Here is a 23,108-nt window from a genome sequence, read left to right as displayed (position 1 = left end):
GAGTTTTGTGGAGGTTTGCTATTTGGCAATAACCTTGGCTTACTCATATATTAAAGATAATGAAAACTCATGATAAAATGAGTTTTTACTCATAACAAATACAACATGACATTTACCCAGCTTGAAATTTTTGCACTCATTGCTGAACTAAAAAGCTTTACTGCTACAGCAGAAAAGTTGGGCATTTCACAGTCGGCAGTTTCCCATGCACTTAAATCATTAGAACAACAATGGGGCATTAACCTAATTTCAAGAACCCAAAGTGATATTGAACTCACCACGACAGGTCAGCAGCTTCTTACTCATGTAAAAGAGTTATTGAGTATTTCCGATACATTAGAAAAAGAAGTGGCGGCCATCCACGGTTTAAATGAAGGAACATTACGTATAGGGTCTTTTGGAGCTTCATCATCCATTTATCTATTACCTGAAATTTTAGAAAGCTTTCGACAGCGTTACCCCAAAATCGAAATTTATATCGATGAAGGCGAAGATAAAGAAGTTGCCCAGTGGCTATTGGAACGGCGTATAGAAGTTGGTTTCTTGATTATGCCAGATGAGCGATTCGATACATTCCCTTTAATTGAAGATCGTTTTGTTGCCTTAATTCCGAATAGTTACTCGCTCGCCCAACAACTCTATATTGATCCAGTACAGCTAGAAAATTGCCCTTTTATTATGACAATGGCGGGTAGTCGACATCAGGTCGAATTAATTTTAAAAAACTTTGATGTGAAACCAGACATCAAGTTTTATGTTTCACAAATTCTAAGTATCGTCAGCATGGTCCATAACCAGTTAGGGATTTCGATTGTCTCTGATATGGTGCTCACCAAAGAGTTACTCTCACTCTATCCAAATGTAGTTAAACGCCCTTTTAAACCGAACCTTAAACGTTCTATTGGTCTCGCAGTCAAAAATAAAAAGCACATGAGTCCCGCTGCAAAAGCTTTTATTGAAGTCGCACAATCGGTTTGGTCAGATCATTAATTGAATATGAGCGAGTCTTTTTAAACTTTGAGAACGAACTCTTTCAGGTCAATTTATAAGCACATTAGATGACTTGTAACGTAAAAAGCGCCAAAACTGCCCCTCTTTAACCAAATCAACGCACCATTTATCGCCAAAAACTACTTATTTAATCCAAATTGGTGCGCTTATTGCATATTCACTTTTATGCAATTGAGTTTGTTTCGACAAACTTAGGTTTTTAGATTCCTTAAATCTATTTTGGTGCAATTTACAGACCCAGATTTGTTCCAAAATGGAATTTAGCACTTTTTTCGAGCATGCTATGCAAAATGTAGATCTATTTTTCTTATTACTTGGTGCTGTTTTGGTTCTTGCCATGCACGCAGGTTTTGCATTCTTGGAACTTGGTACGGTTCGCCATAAAAATCAGGTGAACGCACTTAGTAAAATTCTGACTGACTTTGCCCTTTCTGCAATCGCATATTTCTTTGTTGGCTACTACATCTCTTATGGCCAGCACTTCTTCCATGATGGTACGGTTTTATCAAGTGATCATGGCTATAACCTTATGCGTTGCTTCTTTTTACTCACTTTTGCTGCGGCAATTCCTGCCATTATTTCGGGTGGTATTGCTGAACGCGCAAAAATGCGTTCACAAGCAATTGCCACACTCGCTTTAGTTGCGCTGGTATATCCATTTTTCGAAGGTATGGTCTGGAATGGTAACTACGGTCTGCAAAAGTGGTTAGAAACAACCTTTGGCGCAGCTTTTCACGACTTTGCGGGTTCAGTCGTAGTTCATGCCATGGGCGGTTGGATTGCACTTGCTGCTGTCATTTTATTAGGGGCGCGTTCTGGTCGTTATAAGAAAGATGGTCGTGTAAGTGCTCATCCCCCTTCTTCTATTCCATTTTTGGCGCTTGGTTCATGGATTTTGATTGTCGGCTGGTTTGGCTTTAACGTGATGAGTGCTCAGCGTGTTGATGCAATTTCTGGCTTAGTTGCGATTAACTCACTCATGGCTATGGTCGGCGGTACAATTACAGCCAATGCGATTGGGAAAAATGACCCTGGTTTCTTACACAACGGCCCACTTGCTGGTTTAGTGGCAATCTGTGCAGGTTCTGACATTGTTCATCCAATCAGTGCACTTGTGATTGGTGGTGCAGCGGGTGCCATGTTTGTGTATCTATTCACCTATACCCAAAACAAACTCAAAGTTGATGATGTTCTTGGTGTCTGGCCTTTACACGGCGTATGCGGCGCATTTGGTGGTATTGCAGTAGGCCTATTTGGTCAACAATGGCTGGGTGGTTTAGGCGGCGTATCGTTTGCCTCACAACTCATCGGTACAGCACTCGCGATTGCTATTGCACTGGCTGGCGGCTTTATTGTTTACGGCTTGCTTAAAGCAACTATCAGCATTCGTTTATCTCAAGAAGACGAGTTCCGTGGTGCAGATTTGTCTATTCATAAAATTTCAGCAAATTCTGAAGAAGGTATGTTTTAATACTTTCTAAAGTGCTCAGGGCGACGATACTTCTCGTCGCTTTTTTATTTTTAAGGAAAATTGAACTTCTTTCTTCAGTATAGTTTAAGAGCAATTTAAGTTTTATTTTATGTAATGCCTTTACCCACAATCTAATTGATGTTGCATGGCATGAATCAACAAAAACAATTTTTCCAGATTAATATTATTCTTCTGTTTTTCAGTTTTTTTCTGCTTTTAATCGTTTTTCCAGTGGGTGGGAAAATTGATATGTACCTCATCCAACCTTGGATTGATTCAACAGGTCATTTTTTCAATCGAGACAATTGGTATCTGGAAAGACTTAATCATGAGATTGTAAAGCAGATCATTACTGGCATTTATGTCATCTTTTTGGGTCTATGGCTTGCATCATTTAAAGTTGAGAAATTAAAGCTTTATCGCTGGCAATATGGTTATATGTTTTTCGTGAGCATGGTTGGCAGCGCACTGGTTGGTCTCTTAAAATCACAATCTGCTCATGCCTGCCCTTGGAATATGGTTCATCCTAACAGCTTAGGTGGCTATATTTGGGACTTTACTGCGAAACATGGTCATTGCTTTCCGGGTGGACATGCAAGCGCTGGCTTTATTTTAATGACAGGTTATTTTGTTTATCGTCTTGAACAACCCAAACGTGCCTATTTTTATCTCATTTCAGGCATTTTATTAGGCTTTATGATGGGATGGGCACAAATGATGCGTGGAGCACATTTCTTGAGTCATAATTTATGGACTGGTTGGGTCATTTGGGCCGTAAATATCTTATTTTATACCGTTTGTATTCATCGCTTTGAGTTTGAAAAACGAATCAAACAAGAACTTGTCTAACTCAAGTCCTTGTTTCGTGAACATGTAAAATCTTTGGAAGTTTAACCAAAACCGAAAGTCCACCAAGCTCTAAACTTCTGTCTAGTGTCAAAGTCCCACCTAAACGTTGAGTTGCTCGGTCAACAATGGATAGACCTAAACCACTCCCCACTTCAAGATGATGATGTACACGATAAAAACGTTTTAGTACTTTATCATAATGTTCTGGGTCGATCCCCGCGCCGCTATCTTCAATTTGTATACACGCATCGCCATCTGTAGCAGTGAAAACAGAAATATTAATCATCCCTTCATGAGGCGTGTATTTGATTGCGTTATCAATTAAGTTAAAAATAATTGAATGAACTGTTGGTTCGACACTATGCATTTCAATTGGTTCATTACGAACAAACCCTAAATCGATTTCTTTTTGCATAGCCAGATTAACAAGCTGTTCAACACAATTTAAAGCGACATCATTAAGCTGAAAAGCCCTCGTCGGTTCAATCAGACTTAAAGATACATCCTGCTTAGCTAGCGCTAAAAGCTGTGTCACCAAGTGCTGAATACGCGCTAATCCTTTACTCAAATTTTGCAGCGATTCCTGCTCAGGAAATTGACTAATTAAAATTTTAGTTTGTAAATTTAAAGCAGTCACAGGGGTTCGAAGTTCATGGGCTGCATCTGCAATGAACTGTTTCTGCTCATTTTGTGCCTTAGAAATGCGCTCAAAAAGTCGATTCATTTCATCAATTGTGGGTAACAATTCTTGAGGATAATCTACAACTTCAATAGGTGTCAGTTCTTCTGAATCACGATGAGTCAGTTCATTTTTAAAGTCATCGATGGGCTTCAGCCCACGACGAATAATTGCAGCTAAAGCAAAAATCGCAAATGGTAAGATAATCAAATATGGAATGAACATGCTACCTGCAAGTTCCCAAGCAAAACTTTGGCGAATCTTTTCTTGTTGGCTAATCTGAATCTGGTAATCCTTAAGTGGCAAAACATAAGTACGGATTAAGCCGTTATCGGTTTTATGTGAGTAAAAACCGGCTTTTTTAACAGGTGGAACCAATAAATGTAGATGGTGGGATAAATGAGCTTTATCTTTATAAGCCCAAATATCTATAGATAGATCTTCTTCATGGTAAGTTTTATGAAAATCAAACTCACTACTTACTGTTTTTAGCGGATATTCAGCTGCACGCTCAGCTAAATAACGCATTTGTGTATCTAAAATTTCATCAACTTCCTGAAGTGCAACTTTATAAGCACTAAAAATTAATATACAACCTAAGATCACACTAAAAATTGAGGTGCCCCAAATTAGTCGTTTTTTTAATGAATAATGCACTGTTATGAAGTTCCAAAATTAAGCTACGATTGCCCTAAACGGTAACCCAATCCTCGAATAGTTCGGATAAAGTCTTTCCCGAGTTTAGCTCTCAGGTGATGCACATATACTTCAATCGTATTACTAGTCACATCACTATCGAAATCATATAACTTATCTTCAAGATTTGCTTTAGAAAAGATTTTATTTGGGTGACTCATTAAAGGAATAAGAATTGCCCATTCACGATTAGACAAATCAATACGCTGTCCCTTAAAGGTTGCAATGTGTTGTTCAACATTCAAAACCAGATCACCACTTTGTAATAATTGCTCATGATTCGCAAGCTGAGCCTCTACTCCACTACGGCGCAATAGCGCATGAATACGAGCAAGCAACTCATCAAACTCGTATGGTTTGATCAAGTAATCATCTGCACCATTGTTTAAACCATCAACACGGTTTTGTAACTGATCTCGTGCTGAAATAATTAAAACAGGAGTCGCTGCTCTTTGGCGAATTTGCTTTAAGACCTGCATGCCATCCATCATAGGTAGCCCTAAGTCCAAAAGAATTAAATCGAATTTATTTTTAGCCAACTGAGCTAAACCATTTAAGCCATTATTGACCCATTCCACTTCAAATTGATGATATTGCAGCAACGTTATTGTTGACTCTGCAATCATAAAATCGTCTTCAATTATCAATATTCTTGTCATCTTCAAGGCTCACTTTATTTCACACTGGCACAAGAATGCAGCATATCCAATTTAGGATTTATAACCTGAGTTTTTACATCTAACAGACTTAATAAGCTTGGGAATAGATTATCCTGACTCAATTTTTCATTAGTTTGTTGATTTAAACAATTTACTTGGGCAAGATTATATTGTTTCCAACCATCAGAAAACCACATCATCATTGGAATATGTGTTTGTTGACTCGGTGCGATTGAGTAAGGTGCTCCATGTAAATACATACCATGTTCGCCTGTTGACTCACCATGATCAGATAAATACCAGAAACCTGTTTGATAATTCGATACTTCTTTTAAAGTATTAATCATTTGGTTCAATACATGGTCTGTATATACAATTGTATTATCATAAGTATTTACTAGTTCGGCTGGCGAGCAACCCTGTATCGCATTGGTATCACAAGTTGGTTTAAATGGTTGGAATCCATCAGGTGCACGCTTGTAATATGCTGGCCCGTGGCTACCCATCTGATGTAATACAACTAAACGTGGACGCTTATCATCTTTTGGAATAGAAGCCAAATACTGTTTTAAGCTATCAACCAGAATGCCATCAAGACATTCATCATCTTTACACCATTTTTGCTTTAACTCTTCTGGAATTTGATATTTTTCAACGCGATCGCATGCACCTTTACAACCTGAGTTATTATCAATCCAAGTCACTTGATAGCCTGCACGTTTAGCAATATCCAGTAATCCTTCACGGTGACCCGCTAATTGCTCATCATAATCAGCACGTGACATACCAGAGAACATACATGGCACAGAAACCGCTGTTGCAGTACCACATGACGTCACTTGTGAAAAGTTTAAAATATCTTGTTTCGAAAGCTCTGGATTTGTATTTTTGGCATAACCATTAAGCGAGAAGCTTTCAGCACGTGCGGTTTCACCCACAACAAGCACCATAAGCTTAGGTAAATCTTTTTGAGTTTGTTGCACTTGATGAGCATCTTCACCATATTTCACAAGTGGAAGATTTTTCTTAGGTGCTTTTTTACGGTAATAAGACATGACCGAAGAAATGGTATTCTGAGGTGAAATCATTCCTTTTAGGTCACGATGCTCTCTAAATATTGCTGCAAAATCGACATAATAAGTAAACAGCAAACCACCGACAACCGCAAATGCAAGAACAATTGAGAGTACTTTTTTAAGTAAAAGTGGAAATATTTTTTCTGATTTGAGTTTGACCTGAGTAATCAAAAAAATAGGTATAACAACAAAGAAGATGGTCCAAACTCCAAAACGCAAAGAAAGTAAATCTGTAGCTTCAGAGACATCTGTTTGTATGATATTTTGAATTTGGTCAGGTGAAACAATCACGCCCAAAGTATTTACAAAATATGAGCTAAATCCACCAATAAACACCAACAAAATGGCAAAAAATTTGGCTGTCCATTTCCAGTTTAAAATTTGTAAAGCTGCATAATAGGTAGCAACAACAATCACTACGGTAGCCGCTAAAAATAAGGTTGCTTTTATACCTAAATATGGTGTTAACAGGTGAACTTTCTTATAAAAACCAATATTTAGAATTGCACCTAACCAAATGGCTATAATGATGTTGAACCTAAAAAGGGAAATCTGCTTATTTCTTAATTTAGAAAAAAAATTCAGCATCTCTAATTACTACTACATTTTTATGATGCTTTAATGTAGAAATTGAAACTTAAAAATGACTTAAATAAAAAATGATCTAATTCAGAAGCTTTAAAGCTTACCAATTCTTTTAATTTATATAAAAAAGACAGGGTTAAATTTAACCTCGTCTTTTGAGCTTTCAGCTAAATATTGTTTTAAAAACTATATTTAGCCATTAAACCAATACGGTTATCTTTATAAGATTTACCAGCAAAGGTATCACGCTTACCATTGATATATTCAAGACCTAAATCAATTGGTTTAACGGGTGTATAAATAAAATTGATCCATGCTTGTCGAACTTTTTCATTTGCAGTTACATTTATTCTAGCGTAATCGCTACCATCATCAGAAAAATGTGCACCATAAGCTAAAGTTGAACGTAAGTTAGGTAAAATTTTATAAGTTCCACCCACTTGTACAGCTACAAACTCATTTTGTTCAATATCACCATTTACAATTGTATAGGCCTTATTACTACCATAAAGATAGTTACTATTACCTACCACATAAGATGCATCAGCAAATAGTTTTAAAGGATCAGATACTTTAAAGTCGGTACCAACAGCCACACCCCAACCAGTTTGGTTGTCACCACCAGCTTTTGATTTATAGTTTTCAACTAATGCACGAGCTGAAGCATTACCTTTTCCACCAGCATAACCTTGAGTTACTTTGGCAGTTAAGACTGGTAAGCTATATTTAATACTATCATTTACCCAAGCACCATCTGCATCTTTTTTACCAGTAAGGCCAGTGCTATCGCCTTCCTCGGCCGAGACAAACAATTGAGTTGTTGGCCCAAGTTTATAGTTATAACGTACTTGTGGAACACGCGTTGTACTACCACCAATGTTTGTCGAGAAGTCGATCATTTCTGGCGCATGGCTAGACAAGAAGTTAGACGTTGTTTGACCAAACAACCAGTTATTATAAGTTAAATAAGCGTGACGAATACGAAAGGCATCATTCGTGCCCCCGAAGTCGACTTCGATCTTTCCACCTACTTTATCGTCTCCAACAGGCGTATTAAAGTCTAATCCAAGGCGTGTCGTTTTCGCTGTAGCACGAATTTTATCAGTTGCTTCACCTTTTGACTCAGCTACTTTACCAAAGTCGTTATCCGCACCTTCGATAATATAGTTAGCATCGCCACGAACAAAACCATATAGGTTTACATCAGCACCAGTTTTAGATTTAAATCCTGCCAATGGAGAAACTGGCGCAGCAGCTTGAGGTTGTGCCTTAACTTCTGCTAACTGTACTTGCTGTTGTTGCTGTACTTGCTGTTGTTGTTGCTGAACTTGACGTTGTTCTTGAATTAAAGCTTTTAACGCTTCAACTTCTTTACGAAGCTGTTGAATTTCCGCTTTGTCGGAAGTCGCAGCATGTGCCCCACTCATCATTAAAGCTGTAACTGTAAGAGCTAAACTTTTAATAACGAAAGATTTACGATTAAGGAATAGATCCATCAAAAACTCCTAAAAATATATTTTATGTTGCCTATCCATGCCAAGTTGATTTACGCCATTAAATTAGGGGCTAAAAAATCAACTCTCCTCCACATTGGTTACATTAATTTTATTACCGCAACCAAAACCAATTTCAACGTTGTGCAAGACTAAAACCGATAAACAAAGACATAAAAAACATACTTTGATTTACAGATTTTTACCTTAACTTCATGTTGTAACGAATCCTACACAACTCTCTTATCTTATAGAATGATTAAATCGTTATTTCATTATTCTTTTTTAGACTTTAGGCTAATAACCAATCTAATTGAACATTTTTCTGTCCATTTTGATTGATTCACATGATTTTTCTTGTTATCTAAATCCATTTTTTCTCCAGTTAGCTTCCATTTGCTACCCACACAAGATGGCACAATTAATTGAGCATTTAAATAGCTAAAAATATACATTTTTAAAAACATAGACAAAGGTATTAGATAAAGCTTAGATCACTGCTTGAGCAATATTAAAGTTCTTTATTTCATTTAGTTAACATTATTTTTCCTGTAGTTTCTCATGTTTCCAGAGGAAAATAGGCAGTAAACTGATCACTGCAATAATGACAATAGCTATCAAATAATGGAAATAACCGAGTACATCTCCAATCACACCGCTAAAACTATAAAGAAGACCGCTAACAGTCGCCATGACTGAAACCTGAAAGGTAAAATCTGTCCCCGCATATTCTTTTCGACTGTAATGCATGACTAGAGTCAACATAGCTACCAATAGCATTGCCGAGAATGCATCTTCTAAAGCATTGACTGTATATATAACCCAGACATTCAGCTGAATTTTTTGTTCATAGGCATAGGCTAAATAAGCATAGGCTCCTAGACTCATAATTTTAAAAACTGAAAAGCCAATTAATGCTGTTGGTCTTGAAAAGTATTTAAGCACTCCTCCTGCTATTGCCGCCCCAGCGAGTGCTGCTACTGCACCGAGCATCGTGATGTAAACACCAATTTGAGTAAAACTTAATCCTATATCCACCATTAAAGGTTTAAGTAATGGCCCTGCTAAGCCGTCTGCTACTTTAAAAGTGATCAGTACCATTAACCAAGAGCGGAGCTCTTTATTTTGAGAGAAATATCTTAGGTAAGCTTTAATTTTTAGGACTAAATTTTGCTGATCAAGTTTGAGTTCGCGACTCGCATGAGAAGTATGTTGAGGCTCTTTAAATAACCAAACTGGTAGAGTATTTAAAAATACTATGGTCGCTAATAGCAAAAAAGTGGGTTGCCATGTTAACCAGTCTAAGCACCAAAGTACGGCACCTCCCCCAACAATAAAACCTAACCGCGAACCAATGACCTGAAATGTATTGCCCCAATGCTGCTGATCATGTTTTAACAAGTTGACTGCTAAAGCATCGGTAGCAATGTCTTGTGTTGCTCCAGTTAAGTTCATAAAAAGTAGTGAAATAAAAAATGCGAATAAATAAATAGGTTGATCTAAAGCTTGAACGGGGAAAAAAGACAAAATACACAGTACACCCACAGTCAAAAACTGAGTAGGTAGAATCCAACTACGATAATGTCCTAAACGGGAAAGTGCGTGTCGGTCGACCCATGGCGCCCAAAAAATCTTGATTGACCACGGCAACATTAATAAGCCAAAGCCACCAATGTGGGCGAGTGAAACCCCTTCTGCCCTTAAAATCACAGGTAAAGCATGGGTCATAAACCCAACAGGCAGTCCTTGTGCCCAATATAGAGAAAATAGCAGAAGATAAAGATTTTGCTGCCGCAACATAGAAACCTACTTTTTATTTGTTTAATGAGGAATAACATCAAATGTCATGTTGTTCTTACATTTTGCCAATGAAGCATATATTTCAAAAGATTAAGATAAAACTAGGACAAGTTAAAATTTAAAAAAATATGGATCAACATTTCCCTAATTTACCTGATTTAGTACCTCAACGCGGTAATGCTTTAAGCCGAGCGCTATTTAAAAAACTTTTTTTAGCGCAAGGTTGGACAATAGAAGGTGAAGTTCCTAATTTGCCAAAAGCAGTGGCGATTATTTCCCCTCATACTTCCAATATTGATGGATGGTATGGCTTTCTTGCGATTTTCGGATTAGGTATTCAAATTACGGTGTTAGGTAAAGATGCTCTTTTTAAACCACCATTTAAACGAGCTTTAGATTGGGCTGGAGTCATTCCAGTTAAACGTGACACAGCCAATGGTCTTACTGAGCAAGTCGTTGCAACTATTCAAAAATATGACAAAATCTGGATTGGTATGGCGCCCGAAGGCACACGTAAAAAAGCAAAAAAAATGAAAAGTGGCTTTTATCATATCGCTGCAAAGGCCAATATTCCCATTGTGATGTTTTCTTTTGATTATGATCACAAGACGATTCACTGCTTAGGTCACCTAAACCCAAGTGGCCACTACGACGAAGATCTCACCAAGATTTTTGAGCGTTATGAAGGAAAAATTTCACCTAAAAATCGCAATTGGCTTGCCGAACCTTTACAAAATCTAGTGAAAAAAACCTAGCAAAAATTGAGCAAATCTGGTCTCATGAGCCCTCTTAATTTATCTCGACGTAGATTATTTTTAAAGATGAAAATTGCTCAATTTGCCAGTATTGGATTTATCTCTCTAGCACTATTTGGCTGTGATAAATTTAGCAAAACACCAACACCGACAACCTCAATGAAAGCCCGTGAACCTGTGATTGCACTTGCTTTAGGTGGCGGTGGAGCAAAAGGATTTTCACATATTGGTGTAATTAAGGTTTTAGAGTCTCACGGAATTAAACCTAAAATTGTCACGGGTACCAGTGCCGGTAGCTTTGTTGGAAGTATCTACGCAAGTGGACAAACGCCTTATCAATTGCAAAGTCTGGCTCTAAAGTTACAAGAGTCAGATATCCGGGATTTAACACTTAATCGTCAGGGTATTATTCTTGGACAAAAGTTACAGGACTACGTGAACCGTAATGTAGGCAATAAACCGATTGAGAAGTTCCCAATCCGTTTTGCTGCCGTGGCAACACGCCTTGATAATGGTCAAAAAGCTGACTTCATTAAAGGTAATGCAGGCCAAGCAGTACGTGCATCTTGTAGTATTCCAAATGTGTTTGTACCAGCGACAATTGGCAAGCAGAAATATGTAGATGGTGGATTGGTTAGCCCAATTCCTGTTAAAACTGCTCGTGATATGGGTGCAGATATTGTCATTGCAGTCGATATTTCCGCGCGTCCAGCAGGAAACCGCCCAGCAAACATGTGGGGATTACTTGATCAAACCATTAATATCATGGGTCAACAAAGTATTAATGAAGAGCTCAAGCAGGCCAATGTTGTCATTCAACCTAAAGTTGGTCATCTAGGTACCCTTGATCTCAAATCAAGTAACCAAGCAATTTTGGAAGGCGAAAAAGCAGCTCAAGCGCAAATACGCCAAGTTGAAACTGCAATTGCAAACTTCAAAAAATCTCCAGCTGCGTTTAAGCCTGCACCACGCCCTAAATTCTAATTGAGGTGGTTTTTTTCTATCCACACTCCCCATCATCTGCTACAGTGGTAAAAGTGATATTGAGTCACTTTTACCCATCATAAAGATATATAAAAGAGCAGATCTATGGAGTTTGTTATACAACCTTGGCACTGGTTTGTATTGGGTATCTTACTTATTCTTTCTGAACTGATTCTACCCGCCTTTGCCGCGCTTTGGTTTGGTATTGCCGCCATTATGGTGTGCTTTCTCTACTGGTTATTTCCAGATATTAGCCTCACAACGCAAATTATATTGTGGATAGTTCTGTCAGTGCTATGCACCATTCTTTGGTTCAAATTTATTAAACCATTATCAATTGATAAGACTAAAGCGGGATTACCCCGTGAAGCGACGATTGGTCAAATTGGTATGGTGATTCAAACCGGTCTCGACCATGATCAAATTATCGTTCGCTTTCCAATGCCCATTTTAGGGGCTGATGAGTGGAACTGCCGAAGCACCACACCAGTCAAAGTCGGTGATCGTGTTAGAGTTATTGATATTTCGGGTAACGACTTAATTGTCCAGTCCCATGGTACTTCATAAACATTAAAGATAAAGAGAGGGTATTTTCATGCCAGTCGGTACTATTATTGTTTTAGCCTTTTTGGCTTTTGTGGCTGTCACCATTTTTAAAGGGGTTCGTATTGTTCCTCAGGGTTATAAGTGGATTGTTCAACGTTTAGGGAAATATCATTCTACCCTTAATCCGGGGCTTAATTTCGTGATTCCCTATGTTGATGAAGTGGCCTATAAAGTTACCACTAAAGATATTGTGTTAGATATCCCATCTCAAGAAGTGATTACGCGCGACAATGCTGTATTACTCATGAATGCTGTGGCATATATTAATTTAACCACACCAGAAAAAGCGGTCTATGGTATTGAAAACTATACATGGGCAATTCAAAACCTTGTACAAACTTCATTACGTTCTATTGTCGGTGAAATGGATCTAGATGATGCTTTGTCTTCACGAGATCATATTAAAGCGAAGCTCAAAGCTGCGATTTCTGATGATATTTCAGATTGGGGGATCACGTTAAAAACTGTTGAAATTCAAGATATTCAGCCCTCTTCTACCATGCAAGCTGCCATGGAAGCTCAAGCTGCGGCAGAACGTCAACGCCGTGCGACAGTAACGAGAGCTGATGGTGAAAAACAAGCTGCAATTTTAGAAGCTGATGGTCGCTTAGAAGCATCCCGCCGTGATGCAGAAGCACAAGTTGTTTTGGCAGAAGCTTCACAAAAAGCCATTGAGATGGTGACAAGTGCAGTGGGTGATAAAGAAACGCCTGTTGCTTATCTGTTAGGTGAACAGTATGTCAAAGCAATGCAAGATATGGCGAAATCGAGCAATGCTAAAACTGTGGTTTTACCAGCAGATGTTTTAAATACAATTCGCGGAATTATGGGAAAACATAATTAATTTAGTTACATTTAATACGTAATTGAAATCAAAACGGCGACTACTATGTCGCCGTTTTTTTATCTTTTATATTATTGGTTTTTTAATCTTTTCTGATCTTTCAAAGGTAGTTTTTTTACAACCAAATCATAAGAATCCTGAATTAAATCTTGAAGTAAATCGCTTGTTAAGTTCTTATGCGGTGTAATCGAAATCCAGTGCTTTTTATTCATGTGATAGCCTGGAATAATAAATGAATAGAGCTCCTGATATTCCTGACTTTTATACGGATCACATTTGACATTAACTATTTTGACGTCAGCTACTTCTGCTGTCAGCATGAATATTTTTTCTAAAATTTTAAAAACTTCATAGTCTGGACCAAATGGATGGTCCTGTTGGCTAAAAGGAAGATTGCGAGCGATTTCAATTGCAGCTTGATGAAGCTGAGCACCACTCATTCTTTTCTCCCTTATTCATTGAATATGAATAGAAGTTATGAATATTGATTTAATATTATTAATTGGTACGTGCTAAAAGGAATTGTGAGATATCTACTAATTCTTTGGCATCATCACCAAAATGAGCTAAAGCTTCAAAAGCTTGATCATGCAATTCTTTAGCATAGACCTTTGCTTGTTCGAGCCCCATTAAGGCTGGGTACGTCGATTTTTGTACTTGTTCATCCTTACCTGCGGTTTTACCCAAGGTTTCCGTACTCGAAGTAATATCGAGAATATCGTCTAATACTTGAAAAGCCAGTCCAATGGTCTGCCCATATTGACGCAACTTTGGAATTGCTTGATCTGTTCCAGAGAAAATGGTCACGGCACCCATCATAATAGCCGCTTGAATGAGCGCACCAGTTTTATTACGATGGATATTTTCAAGTTCGTCTTGGGTGATTTTCTTGCCTTCAGCTTGCAAATCTAAAACTTGTCCAGAGACCATTTTAGAGCTGGCAGTTGCTAAAATCTGCATTTGTTTTAGTACAATTGCGGCATCGGTACCCTGCCCTTGTTCATCAAACAAACGGCTACCTAAAACCTCAAAAGCCATTGATTGTAAAATGTCGCCTGCAAGCAAAGCCGTATCTTCACCAAATGCAACGTGACAAGTCGGCTGACCACGACGCAGTAAGTCATTATCCATACAAGGCAAATCATCGTGCGCTAGTGAATAACAATGGATAAGTTCAACTGCAACCGCAGCACGGCGGGCCGCAGCAAAATTTGGATTTGGCTGTAAAGAAGCAGTGGCATAACACAAAGCCGGACGCACACGTTTTCCACCAAGCATAACTGCATGGTGTACTGCACTTTTTAGAGGTTCTGGAATTGAAAATGCAGCCAGTGTCGTCAATAAATCTTGTTGAATACGTTGTTGAGCTTGTTTTAAAACATCCGCATTAACTTGAGAGAGTGATGACACAGTCGCCTCGATAAAATCAGTAGAGAAATTTTATTGAATGTCATGAAGCATTCATGCGCTACATCATACACGATTCACTGTTAAAAGTGGGTGATGAGTTTTTGAAGGCAACTGTAAAAAAGCCTCTACATAATTGAGAGGCTTTTTCTTATTTAACAACTTTTAGAAGCTGTCACCTGGAACGCGTACCCAACCTTCCATTAACACACGTGCACTACGGCTCATAATGGCTTTTTTCACGACCCATTGATCATTAATCAGTTCCGCTTGAGCACCAACACGTAATGTTCCAGATGGATGTCCAAAACGTACTGCTTCACGTTCTCCACCACCAGCCGCTAAATTTACTAAAGTGCCTGGAATGGCAGCTGCTGTGCCAATCGCAACCGCTGCTGTTCCCATCATCGCATGGTGTAATTTACCCATCGACAAAGCTCGAACCAATAAATCGACATCACTCTCTGAAACTGACTTACCGCTTGAAGCTGTATAGTTTTTTGGCTTAGAGACAAAAGCAATTTTGGGTGTGTGCTGACGAGCAGCCGCTTCTGAAATATCTTTAATTAAACCCATCTGCACCGCGCCATAGGCACGAATTTTTTCAAAACGTGCTAGTGCAGTTGCATCACTATTAATATGATCTTGCAACTCTGTACCTTGGTAACCCAAATCTTCTGCATTTAAGAAAATGGTTGGAATACCTGCATTAATGAATGTCGCTTGGAAACGGCCAATATCAGGAACATCTAATTCATCAACGATATTTCCTGTCGGGAACATATCACCGCCTTCTTCACCGTCATCGGCTGGGTCTAAAAACTCAATTTGAACTTCAGCGGCAGGAAACGTCACCCCATCCAGTTCAAAGTCCCCAGTTTCTTGAACTTGACCATTGGTAATAGGCACATGAGCAATAATAGTTTTTTGAATATTTTTTTGCCAAATTCGAACCGTACATAGGCCATTTTCTGGTATACGATCGGCATCAACTAAGCCATTTGAAATCGCAAAAGAACCAACAGCCGCGGTTAAATTACCGCAGTTACCGCTCCAATCTACAAAAGCTTGATCAATTGAAACCTGACCAAACAAGTAATCGACATCATGATCTGGCTGAGTGCTTTTAGCAAGAATAACGGTTTTACTCGTACTCGAAGTAGCACCACCCATTCCATCAATTTGTTTTCCATAAGGATCCGGACTACCAATGACACGTAGTAACAGCTGATCTCTTGCTTGACCTGCAACTTGAGCTCTTTCCGGCAAATCATCAAGTTTAAAAAAGACACCTTTACTAGTTCCACCACGCATATAAGTTGCTGGAATTTTAATTTGCGGTACTGAGCTCATATCAACTGTTATCCTTACTATTATGTTCTTCTATATCAAAACAAGCATTCTTGTTTACCCTTCTCTTCATCTTAAATTGTTTTAAGGCCAAGAGATAGCGATCTGCTTTATACATCAATCGTATTGACGCGAGCATATTTTGTGAATTTAACAATGCTCTTGCAATGACTTAATCTAAGCAAAATCTAAGAAAAAAAGTCTATCTGAAATTATATTTTTTAGAGTACTTTTCACTCGAAATAGAAATATTAAAAGCAAGATTATGATTTTAAATAGTTTTTACAATTACTTTTCAGTCGCTGCTTATTAATTTGTAGTCTAGGCTAAAATAACTCCATCTATTAGAATAATTTACTTATTCATAGTGAGTGAAGACCTTTGACCAACGAATCTTCTACACTTCAACGAGGACTAAAAAATCGACATATCCAATTAATTGCTATGGGTGGAGCAATTGGTACCGGATTATTTTTAGGCTCGGCGCAAGTGATTCAATCTGCGGGACCATCCATTATTTTAGGATATGCCATTGGTGGCTTAATTGCTTTTTTAATTATGCGCCACCTGGGAGAAATGATTGTTGAAGAACCTGTTGCAGGATCGTTCAGCCATTTTGCGTATAAATACTGGGGGAAATTTCCCGGATTTTTAACCGGATGGAATTATTGGATACTCTACGTTCTGGTTGCGATGAGCGAACTCACCGCAGTGGCCAAATATATTAATTATTGGTGGCCTCATATTCCAGCGTGGACGTCTGTCTTATTTTTCTTTGTCGTGATTACGGCAATTAACCTAACAAACGTCAAATTTTATGGTGAGTCCGAATTCTGGCTCGCTATTATTAAAGTTGCTGCGGTCATCTCTATGATTGTTTTTGGACTCTATTTGCTATTTACAGCAGATGTAGGCTCAAATATTTCATTTAGTAACCTTTGGTCTCATGGTGGATTTTTTCCAAATGGCTTTAGCGGCCTCTTCTATATGTTGGCTTTCTTGATGTTCGCCTTTGGTGGTATTGAACTGATTGGTATGGCCGCAGCAGAAGCAAAAGATCCGAAAAAAACGATTCCAAAAGCAATTAACCAAGTCGTTTTCCGTATCTTGATTTTCTATATCGGTTCATTGGCAATTTTACTTTCATTAGTGCCATGGAACCAATTAGATCTTGGCGGTCTCGACAAAAGTCCATTTGTTATGATTTTTAGCCAAATGGGTATTGGTTGGGCTGCACACTTACTTAACTTTATTATTTTAACTGCTGCTCTATCTGTTTATAACAGTGGGATGTTTGCAAATAGCCGTATGCTCTACAGTCTTGCTCAACAAGGGAATGCACCAAAAGTTTTTGCAAAAACCAATAAACAGGGGGTTCCTATTCCCGCTGTTCTGCTTTCTGCTTTATTAATCTTTGGTTGTGTTCTTTTGAATTACTTTGTACCTGAAGATGCTCTTGGACATCTTATGTACGTTGTGGTTGGTGCACTTGTTCTAAACTGGGCAATGATATCAATCACACATTTGAAGTATAGACGCTTTGTTAAGCATGCGAATATTAAGACATCTTTTCCAGCGTTATGGTCACCTTTTAGTAATTACTTAGTTTTAGCGTTTATTGCTGTGGTTCTCTATATTATGTGGACTCAAGGCTTCAAAGAGTCAGTAATGATGATCCCTATTTGGATTACGGCAATGCTTGTACTTTTTGACTATTTAAATCCTAAAAAACTAGATTCCATTGAGAATACTGAAGAATAAATAAATCTAAAAAGCCATTGTCTAGACAATGGCTTTTTTATTTAAAACTATAAGATTAAAGCCATATCTGAATCTCAGTTTAAAGCCACTGTTTCGTATCATCAGCGACAGGTGTGCCATGAATAACGTGCATAATCATTGCATGAGCAATACTGCCTTTAAATGGAATTTCAGGTAATTGATTAAATTTGAAAAACTGAGCATCGCTAAGTTCTTTCTCCTGAATTTCAATTTCGCCCGCTTCATATTCAGCTTTAAAAGCCAACATTAAGTTACTCGGAAATGGCCATGGTTGACTCGCCAAATACTGAATATTCTTAATGTGTAATCCAACTTCTTCTAATGTTTCACGTCGCACAGCATCTTCTAGTGTTTCCCCTACCTCGACAAAGCCAGCGATTAAACTGTACATCTGGCTCGTATTTCTGGCATTTTTAGCCAGCAAAATCTCGTCCTCTCCACGTGTAATAATAGTAATCACACAAGGATTAACTCTAGGATATTGACTAAAATTACATGCTGGACAAGTCATAGAATATTCAGTCTTATGCTGTTGGGTTTTATGTCCGCAACGGCTACAAAACTGATGATTACGACGCCACTCTAGCAACTGAAAAGCGCGACTTGCCTGCTCAAACTGAGGTTTAGTCCAATACTGTAAGAGTTGGCGAATGGGTATAAACTGATATCCATTTGGTATAAGTTCGCTTTCTTGGAAATCTCTTGCTATTACTAGAGGGTCTGCTTGTATAGGTAAATCATATTCCTGCTGTTCAAGGCAAGGTAGATTAAAATTCGCATCAACCAAAAGTTGTTGCTGCTGAAAAATATAAGCAATAGGAAGGTTGTTGGTATCCATTTATATACTCGAGTGAAGAACCTTTCGATGGCCTCTATGGCTCCTTCAAAAGGATCAAGCTTAAACATATTTTTTAAAAATCTTACGCATACTGGCAAACATCTTCAATTTATTTAATTTGTATCTTTTTGATTAAAATCACATTTTATTCACGCGCGCTATGCTTTTAAGTTATATCTATGACTTTATAGCTAACTGACCAGTGATGAACTTAGAAGCTCTGCTTCACATAAAATTGATCTCTGAAAACTTAAACTAGTTTTAGTTCCATCTCATGAAGCAAAAATATGCGATTTGGTTTAATTCTGGGTGATCAATTAAATCACCAACTCGCAACGCTCAAGTATTTAAACCGTAATGAAGACGTTATTTTGATGGCTGAAGTGCTTGAGGAAACGTCTTATGTTGCTCATCATCCACAAAAAATAGCACTGATTTTTAGTGCAATGCGTCACTTTGCAAAAGAATTAAAAGCACAGGGCTGGAAAATCCGTTATCACACATTTAAGCGCGAAAGTCATATAAAAAAGTTAGTCGACTTTATTGCTTTGCAGCAGCAACACTTCTCGGCGAATACTCTCGTCATTACCCAATGTGGTGAGTATCGCTTACAACATGAAATCGAAACTTCATGGGCTAACAAGCTAAAACTACCTGTTATTTGTTTAGAAGATGATCGATTCTTTTGTACCGTAGAACAATTCAAGCAATGGGCAAACAAATATAAAACACTAAGAATGGAATACTTTTACCGAGAAATGCGCAAGCAAACTCATTATTTAATGCATGACCAACAACCCGTTGGCGGGCAATGGAACTTTGATCAAGCCAATCGAAAAGCTTGGTCAGGCAATCCACCTTTGCCACCAAAATTAACCTTTGAGCATGATCAAATTGATATAGATGTTATTCAACTGGTCAAGAAAGAATTTTCTCAACATATCGGCAATATCAACTCCTTTCAATGGGCAACAACCCGTCAAAATGCCCTACTTGCTCTAGATCATTTTATTTCTAACAAACTACCCCACTTTGGCGATTATCAAGATGCCATGGTTTATGGTTCAGATTTTATGTTTCATAGTCTGCTCTCGCCTTATTTAAATTGTGGATTGTTATTGCCAAAAGAAGTGTGTGACGCTGCCCAAACAGCTTATTACAACGGACAGGTTCCCTTAAATGCAGTAGAAGGATTTATTCGGCAGATATTAGGGTGGCGGGAATATGTGCGTGGAATCTATTGGTTGTGTATGCCTGACTATAGCGATCAAAATACCCTTCAAGCCAGCACGCCGCTGCCACAATATTACTGGACGGGTAATACAAAAATGGCATGTATGGCCGAGTGTTTCAGAAATACCTTTGCACATGGATATGCTCACCATATTCAGCGTTTAATGATTACAGGCAACTTTGCGCTTTTAGCAGGTGTAAACCCATCAGAAATTTGCGAATGGTATTTAGCTGTCTATGTAGATGCTTATGAATGGGTTGAGTTACCGAATACATTAGGTATGGCAATGTATGCAGATGGCGGCACCATGGCAAGTAAACCCTATGCTGCATCAGGTAATTACATACATAAAATGTCAAATTATTGTCAGCAGTGTACATATAACGTCAAAACCAAAACTGAACCAGACAGTTGTCCATTTAACAGTTTGTATTGGTATTTTATGAGCCAGCATGAGGCCATATTTCGTCAGAATCCCAGAATGTCGATGATTTATAAAAACCTTGATCGTATGAAAGATAAAGCTTCTGTCATGAAGCATGCAAAGTTACTTATTCATCAACTTGATGAGCTTTAATATCATGAAAAAACAGCATCTACCCTAGAAAATATGTGTCTATTGCCAACGCCCTTTTGACTGGCGAAAAAAATGGGAACGTTGCTGGGAAGAAGTAAAATATTGCTCTGAAAGATGTAAAAGACAAGCCCGTTCAAATAAGTAAATATTTCACCAGATTATTTTAACTGATTCAACACGACTCTTCATTGTTGAATCAGATGTATTTCAATTGGTTATATATGATGATGTTAAGCATATTTATACTGACGAGAGCAGTAAGCTCGTTCAACGGCTGGTGAACGTAATTGTTGATGTTTAGTTTTACGCCCTGCCATACGTTTACGCCAAAGTTTAAAACTATTGGTTTTCAGGTTATATCTCATTAAACGAATCACTTCGCTTTCACTTAAGCCATATTCTCGCTCAATTGCTTCAAATGGGGTTCGATCTTCCCATGCCATTTCAATAATTCTAGATAAGTCCTGTTCATCAATTTTTTTCATGCTATGCCCTTTTGAATTATAGGTAGCTAAATCTGATTTTTAACAAACAACCTTTCGGGAACAGTTTCATCTACTCAATTGCTTGTCTTAAACCTTTTCGTGTTTTGCTTCAGATCATAGAAAGATCAACATGAAGTTTTTGTGATTTTTTAGCTTTATAAACTGTTTTTCTACAGATATAAGTGTTTGAAACCGTTGAATGGTTCAACTTTATCTTTATTGGCCACTCTGGCAAAATTTTTAATAACTAAAACGTAAAAAAGCCATTGCCTTCGCAATAGCTTTTTTGTTTATAATCATAAAATTATGCGCCCTTAGCTTAACTGGATAGAGCAGTTGCCTCCTAAGCGACCGACGTGGGTTCGAGTCCCGCAGGGCGCACAAACCTAATAGCAAAATATAAAACAATTTAGTTAAAAGTAATTATTATTCAAATATTTATATACAAATCATAGAAGAATATAGATAAATACATAAGGATATAGTTGCAATATTTAAGGATATGATTGAGGATATATAAAGTTCTACTCAATACGTATCCTTATTCTGCCATGGCTAAGAAAACTATTCCGCTATCCGACTCCAAATGCACCGGTGCAAAGCCGCAGGAAAAAGATTATTCCTTATACGATGGTCATGGGCTGATTCTATTCATTCGTAAAAGTGGCTCAAAAGTATGGCGATTTAAATATAAAAGAGCTAATGGTAAAGATGGCTTAATGACATTGGGTAACTTCCCTGCTTTAAGTTTAAAAGCAGCCAGAGATAAGCGCCGTGAATTGGAGACACTATTAGCCAATGGAATAGATCCAATTGAATACAGCGAAATACAAAAGGCTAAACTAGACAATAAATATAATTTTGAATCTATAGCTCGAGAATGGCATACAGCATATAAAAATACTGGACGCTGGGGAACTGAAACAGCAGAAAGAGCTCTTAAGAATATGGAAGAGTATGTTTTTCCAAAACTGGGGAAAAAACCTATTGATGCAATTAAGCCAAAAGAACTGATTCAAGTAATTAAAAGTATTGAGGATCTAGGTTATACCGAAGTTGTAAAAAAAACCCGGCAACGGCTAACAAGTATTTTTGCATTTGCAATGTCAAAAGGATTTATTGAAAGCAATCCAGCCTATGGTCTTCAAGATATTTTCATTCTTTCAAAGAAAACTAAACATCACCCTCAACTACCTTTAGAAAGATTACCCGAGTTACAAGCTAAATTAGCTTCCGATACAGGTCATCCACTTACTCGACTATGTGTTGAATTTGCATTACATACCTTTGCTCGTTCAAGTGAAATTAGATTTGCAAGGTGGAAGGAATTTGATTTTGAGAATGCTATTTGGACGATTCCCCCAACTAGAGATTTTGTAGAAGGTTACAAATATTCTCATCGTGGTGCGAAAATGAAGACACCTCATTTAATTCCTCTCTCGAATCAGGCACTAAATATAATAAAAGAGATCTACAAATACAGCGGACACACTCAAAATGTTTTTCCTAAAAACGGCGATCCGCATGGTTTTATGAGTGAATCTACTATCAATAAAACTCTACGCCGTCTTGGATATGACACAAACACTGAAGTTTGTGGCCATGGATTTAGAGGTATGGCCTGTGCCGCCCTAATCCAAAGTAAACTATTCCAAAAAGATGCTGTCGAAAAACAAATGAGTCATCAAGAGCGTAATAATGTACGACTTGCATATACCCATAAAGCAGAGTTCTTAGAAGAAAGAAAAACAATGCTCAATTGGTGGAGTAGTTATTTAGATGCAACTAAAGAAACAAGTATTAGTCCATATGATTATACAGCACAGATTTTAGGTGACGAGATCATACAATTTAAGTATGCGAAATTGATGAAATAATCAATTTTAACAGTTTGCTAAGCCTAGGTTAGCTCCCGAAAGTCGGATAC

The 23,108-nt window shown here is 37.9% G+C and carries 22 protein-coding genes and 1 tRNA gene; 12 read left to right on the top strand and 11 right to left on the bottom strand.

Annotated elements, in window-relative coordinates:
• Positions 1 to 105: 105 nt before the first annotated feature.
• From H7R46_RS03790 to H7R46_RS03780, 3 genes are all read left to right on the top strand, one after another.
• Positions 106 to 990, top strand: a complete 885-nt coding sequence (locus H7R46_RS03790; protein ID WP_005064480.1) for a LysR family transcriptional regulator — start codon at positions 106 to 108, stop codon at positions 988 to 990.
• A gap of 304 nt (positions 991 to 1,294) precedes the next feature.
• The gene (locus tag H7R46_RS03785; protein ID WP_005064479.1) at positions 1,295 to 2,482 is read left to right on the top strand and encodes an ammonium transporter; all 1,188 of its coding nucleotides are present in this window, start codon (positions 1,295 to 1,297) and stop codon (positions 2,480 to 2,482) included.
• A 138-nt stretch (positions 2,483 to 2,620) separates the two neighbouring features.
• Positions 2,621 to 3,331 carry a phosphatase PAP2 family protein gene (locus H7R46_RS03780; protein WP_005064477.1) on the top strand — a complete coding sequence of 237 codons (711 nt, stop codon included), beginning with the start codon at positions 2,621 to 2,623 and terminating at the stop codon, positions 3,329 to 3,331.
• A 1-nt stretch (position 3,332) separates the two neighbouring features.
• Here the strand turns inward: H7R46_RS03780 and H7R46_RS03775 are convergent, their stop codons facing one another.
• From H7R46_RS03775 to H7R46_RS03750, 6 genes are all read right to left on the bottom strand, one after another.
• Positions 3,333 to 4,667 carry a two-component system sensor histidine kinase PmrB gene (locus H7R46_RS03775; RefSeq protein WP_005064476.1) on the bottom strand — a complete coding sequence of 445 codons (1,335 nt, stop codon included), beginning with the start codon at positions 4,665 to 4,667 and terminating at the stop codon, positions 3,333 to 3,335.
• A 23-nt stretch (positions 4,668 to 4,690) separates the two neighbouring features.
• Positions 4,691 to 5,365 carry a DNA-binding response regulator PmrA gene (locus H7R46_RS03770; protein ID WP_005064473.1) on the bottom strand — a complete coding sequence of 225 codons (675 nt, stop codon included), beginning with the start codon at positions 5,363 to 5,365 and terminating at the stop codon, positions 4,691 to 4,693.
• Between the two features lie 14 nt (positions 5,366 to 5,379).
• Positions 5,380 to 7,029 (bottom strand): phosphoethanolamine transferase, encoded by a 1,650-nt coding sequence (locus H7R46_RS03765; protein ID WP_005064470.1) that lies wholly within the window; start codon positions 7,027 to 7,029, stop codon positions 5,380 to 5,382.
• Positions 7,030 to 7,205: 176 nt separating this feature from the next.
• Positions 7,206 to 8,522 carry a DcaP family trimeric outer membrane transporter gene (locus tag H7R46_RS03760; RefSeq protein ID WP_032012719.1) on the bottom strand — a complete coding sequence of 439 codons (1,317 nt, stop codon included), beginning with the start codon at positions 8,520 to 8,522 and terminating at the stop codon, positions 7,206 to 7,208.
• Between the two features lie 272 nt (positions 8,523 to 8,794).
• Entirely contained in the window at positions 8,795 to 8,986 is a 192-nt protein-coding gene (locus tag H7R46_RS03755) for a hypothetical protein (RefSeq protein WP_025469749.1), read from the bottom strand.
• Between the two features lie 73 nt (positions 8,987 to 9,059).
• On the bottom strand, positions 9,060 to 10,319 hold the full coding sequence (locus H7R46_RS03750; RefSeq protein WP_005064467.1) for an MFS transporter: 1,260 nt from the start codon (positions 10,317 to 10,319) through the stop codon (positions 9,060 to 9,062).
• A gap of 128 nt (positions 10,320 to 10,447) precedes the next feature.
• On the opposite strand from H7R46_RS03750, the gene H7R46_RS03745 reads away from it, so the two are divergent.
• From H7R46_RS03745 to H7R46_RS03730, 4 genes are all read left to right on the top strand, one after another.
• A complete protein-coding gene (locus H7R46_RS03745) occupies positions 10,448 to 11,074 on the top strand; it encodes a lysophospholipid acyltransferase family protein (RefSeq protein ID WP_005064464.1) in 627 nt (208 codons plus the stop codon).
• Between the two features lie 66 nt (positions 11,075 to 11,140).
• On the top strand, positions 11,141 to 12,058 hold the full coding sequence (locus tag H7R46_RS03740; RefSeq protein ID WP_014207516.1) for a patatin-like phospholipase family protein: 918 nt from the start codon (positions 11,141 to 11,143) through the stop codon (positions 12,056 to 12,058).
• A gap of 105 nt (positions 12,059 to 12,163) precedes the next feature.
• Entirely contained in the window at positions 12,164 to 12,625 is a 462-nt protein-coding gene (locus H7R46_RS03735; protein ID WP_002116499.1) for an NfeD family protein, read from the top strand.
• 28 nt (positions 12,626 to 12,653) lie between these two features.
• The gene (locus H7R46_RS03730) at positions 12,654 to 13,508 is read left to right on the top strand and encodes an SPFH domain-containing protein (protein WP_002116544.1); all 855 of its coding nucleotides are present in this window, start codon (positions 12,654 to 12,656) and stop codon (positions 13,506 to 13,508) included.
• A 71-nt stretch (positions 13,509 to 13,579) separates the two neighbouring features.
• Here the strand turns inward: H7R46_RS03730 and H7R46_RS03725 are convergent, their stop codons facing one another.
• From H7R46_RS03725 to prpF, 3 genes are all read right to left on the bottom strand, one after another.
• Positions 13,580 to 13,948, bottom strand: coding sequence for an MmcQ/YjbR family DNA-binding protein (locus H7R46_RS03725; RefSeq protein WP_005064461.1), 369 nt, complete (start codon positions 13,946 to 13,948; stop codon positions 13,580 to 13,582).
• 58 nt (positions 13,949 to 14,006) lie between these two features.
• Complete coding sequence (locus H7R46_RS03720; protein ID WP_002116125.1) at positions 14,007 to 14,918, bottom strand: polyprenyl synthetase family protein; 912 nt, start codon at positions 14,916 to 14,918, stop codon at positions 14,007 to 14,009.
• 162 nt (positions 14,919 to 15,080) lie between these two features.
• Positions 15,081 to 16,268, bottom strand: coding sequence for a 2-methylaconitate cis-trans isomerase PrpF (gene prpF, locus H7R46_RS03715; protein WP_002116337.1), 1,188 nt, complete (start codon positions 16,266 to 16,268; stop codon positions 15,081 to 15,083).
• A gap of 378 nt (positions 16,269 to 16,646) precedes the next feature.
• On the opposite strand from prpF, the gene H7R46_RS03710 reads away from it, so the two are divergent.
• Positions 16,647 to 18,026, top strand: coding sequence for an amino acid permease (locus H7R46_RS03710; protein ID WP_005064459.1), 1,380 nt, complete (start codon positions 16,647 to 16,649; stop codon positions 18,024 to 18,026).
• 79 nt (positions 18,027 to 18,105) lie between these two features.
• On the opposite strand, the gene nudC is transcribed toward H7R46_RS03710, so the two are convergent.
• Positions 18,106 to 18,885, bottom strand: coding sequence for an NAD(+) diphosphatase (gene nudC / locus H7R46_RS03705; protein ID WP_005064457.1), 780 nt, complete (start codon positions 18,883 to 18,885; stop codon positions 18,106 to 18,108).
• Between the two features lie 287 nt (positions 18,886 to 19,172).
• On the opposite strand from nudC, the gene H7R46_RS03700 reads away from it, so the two are divergent.
• Both H7R46_RS03700 and H7R46_RS03695 read left to right on the top strand, forming a co-directional pair.
• Entirely contained in the window at positions 19,173 to 20,696 is a 1,524-nt protein-coding gene (locus H7R46_RS03700; RefSeq protein WP_042783337.1) for a cryptochrome/photolyase family protein, read from the top strand.
• 31 nt (positions 20,697 to 20,727) lie between these two features.
• Positions 20,728 to 20,841, top strand: coding sequence for a DUF2256 domain-containing protein (locus H7R46_RS03695; RefSeq protein ID WP_151292279.1), 114 nt, complete (start codon positions 20,728 to 20,730; stop codon positions 20,839 to 20,841).
• An 85-nt stretch (positions 20,842 to 20,926) separates the two neighbouring features.
• Here the strand turns inward: H7R46_RS03695 and H7R46_RS03690 are convergent, their stop codons facing one another.
• On the bottom strand, positions 20,927 to 21,181 hold the full coding sequence (locus H7R46_RS03690) for a TIGR03643 family protein (protein ID WP_017386291.1): 255 nt from the start codon (positions 21,179 to 21,181) through the stop codon (positions 20,927 to 20,929).
• Between the two features lie 308 nt (positions 21,182 to 21,489).
• Here H7R46_RS03690 and H7R46_RS03685 point away from each other — a divergent pair.
• Together H7R46_RS03685 and H7R46_RS03680 are read left to right on the top strand one after the other, a co-directional pair.
• Positions 21,490 to 21,562, top strand: a tRNA-Arg gene (locus H7R46_RS03685).
• A 170-nt stretch (positions 21,563 to 21,732) separates the two neighbouring features.
• On the top strand, positions 21,733 to 23,058 hold the full coding sequence (locus H7R46_RS03680) for a tyrosine-type recombinase/integrase (protein ID WP_016653611.1): 1,326 nt from the start codon (positions 21,733 to 21,735) through the stop codon (positions 23,056 to 23,058).
• The last annotated feature ends 50 nt before the right edge of the window (positions 23,059 to 23,108 follow it).

Origin of the sequence: Acinetobacter sp. BEC1-S18-ESBL-01 (genome assembly GCF_014169935.1) — a bacterium.
GTDB lineage: Bacteria > Pseudomonadota > Gammaproteobacteria > Pseudomonadales > Moraxellaceae > Acinetobacter > Acinetobacter pittii.
The sequence above is the reverse complement of the archived record's forward strand: the minus strand, read 5'-3'. Positions and strand labels throughout refer to the sequence as shown.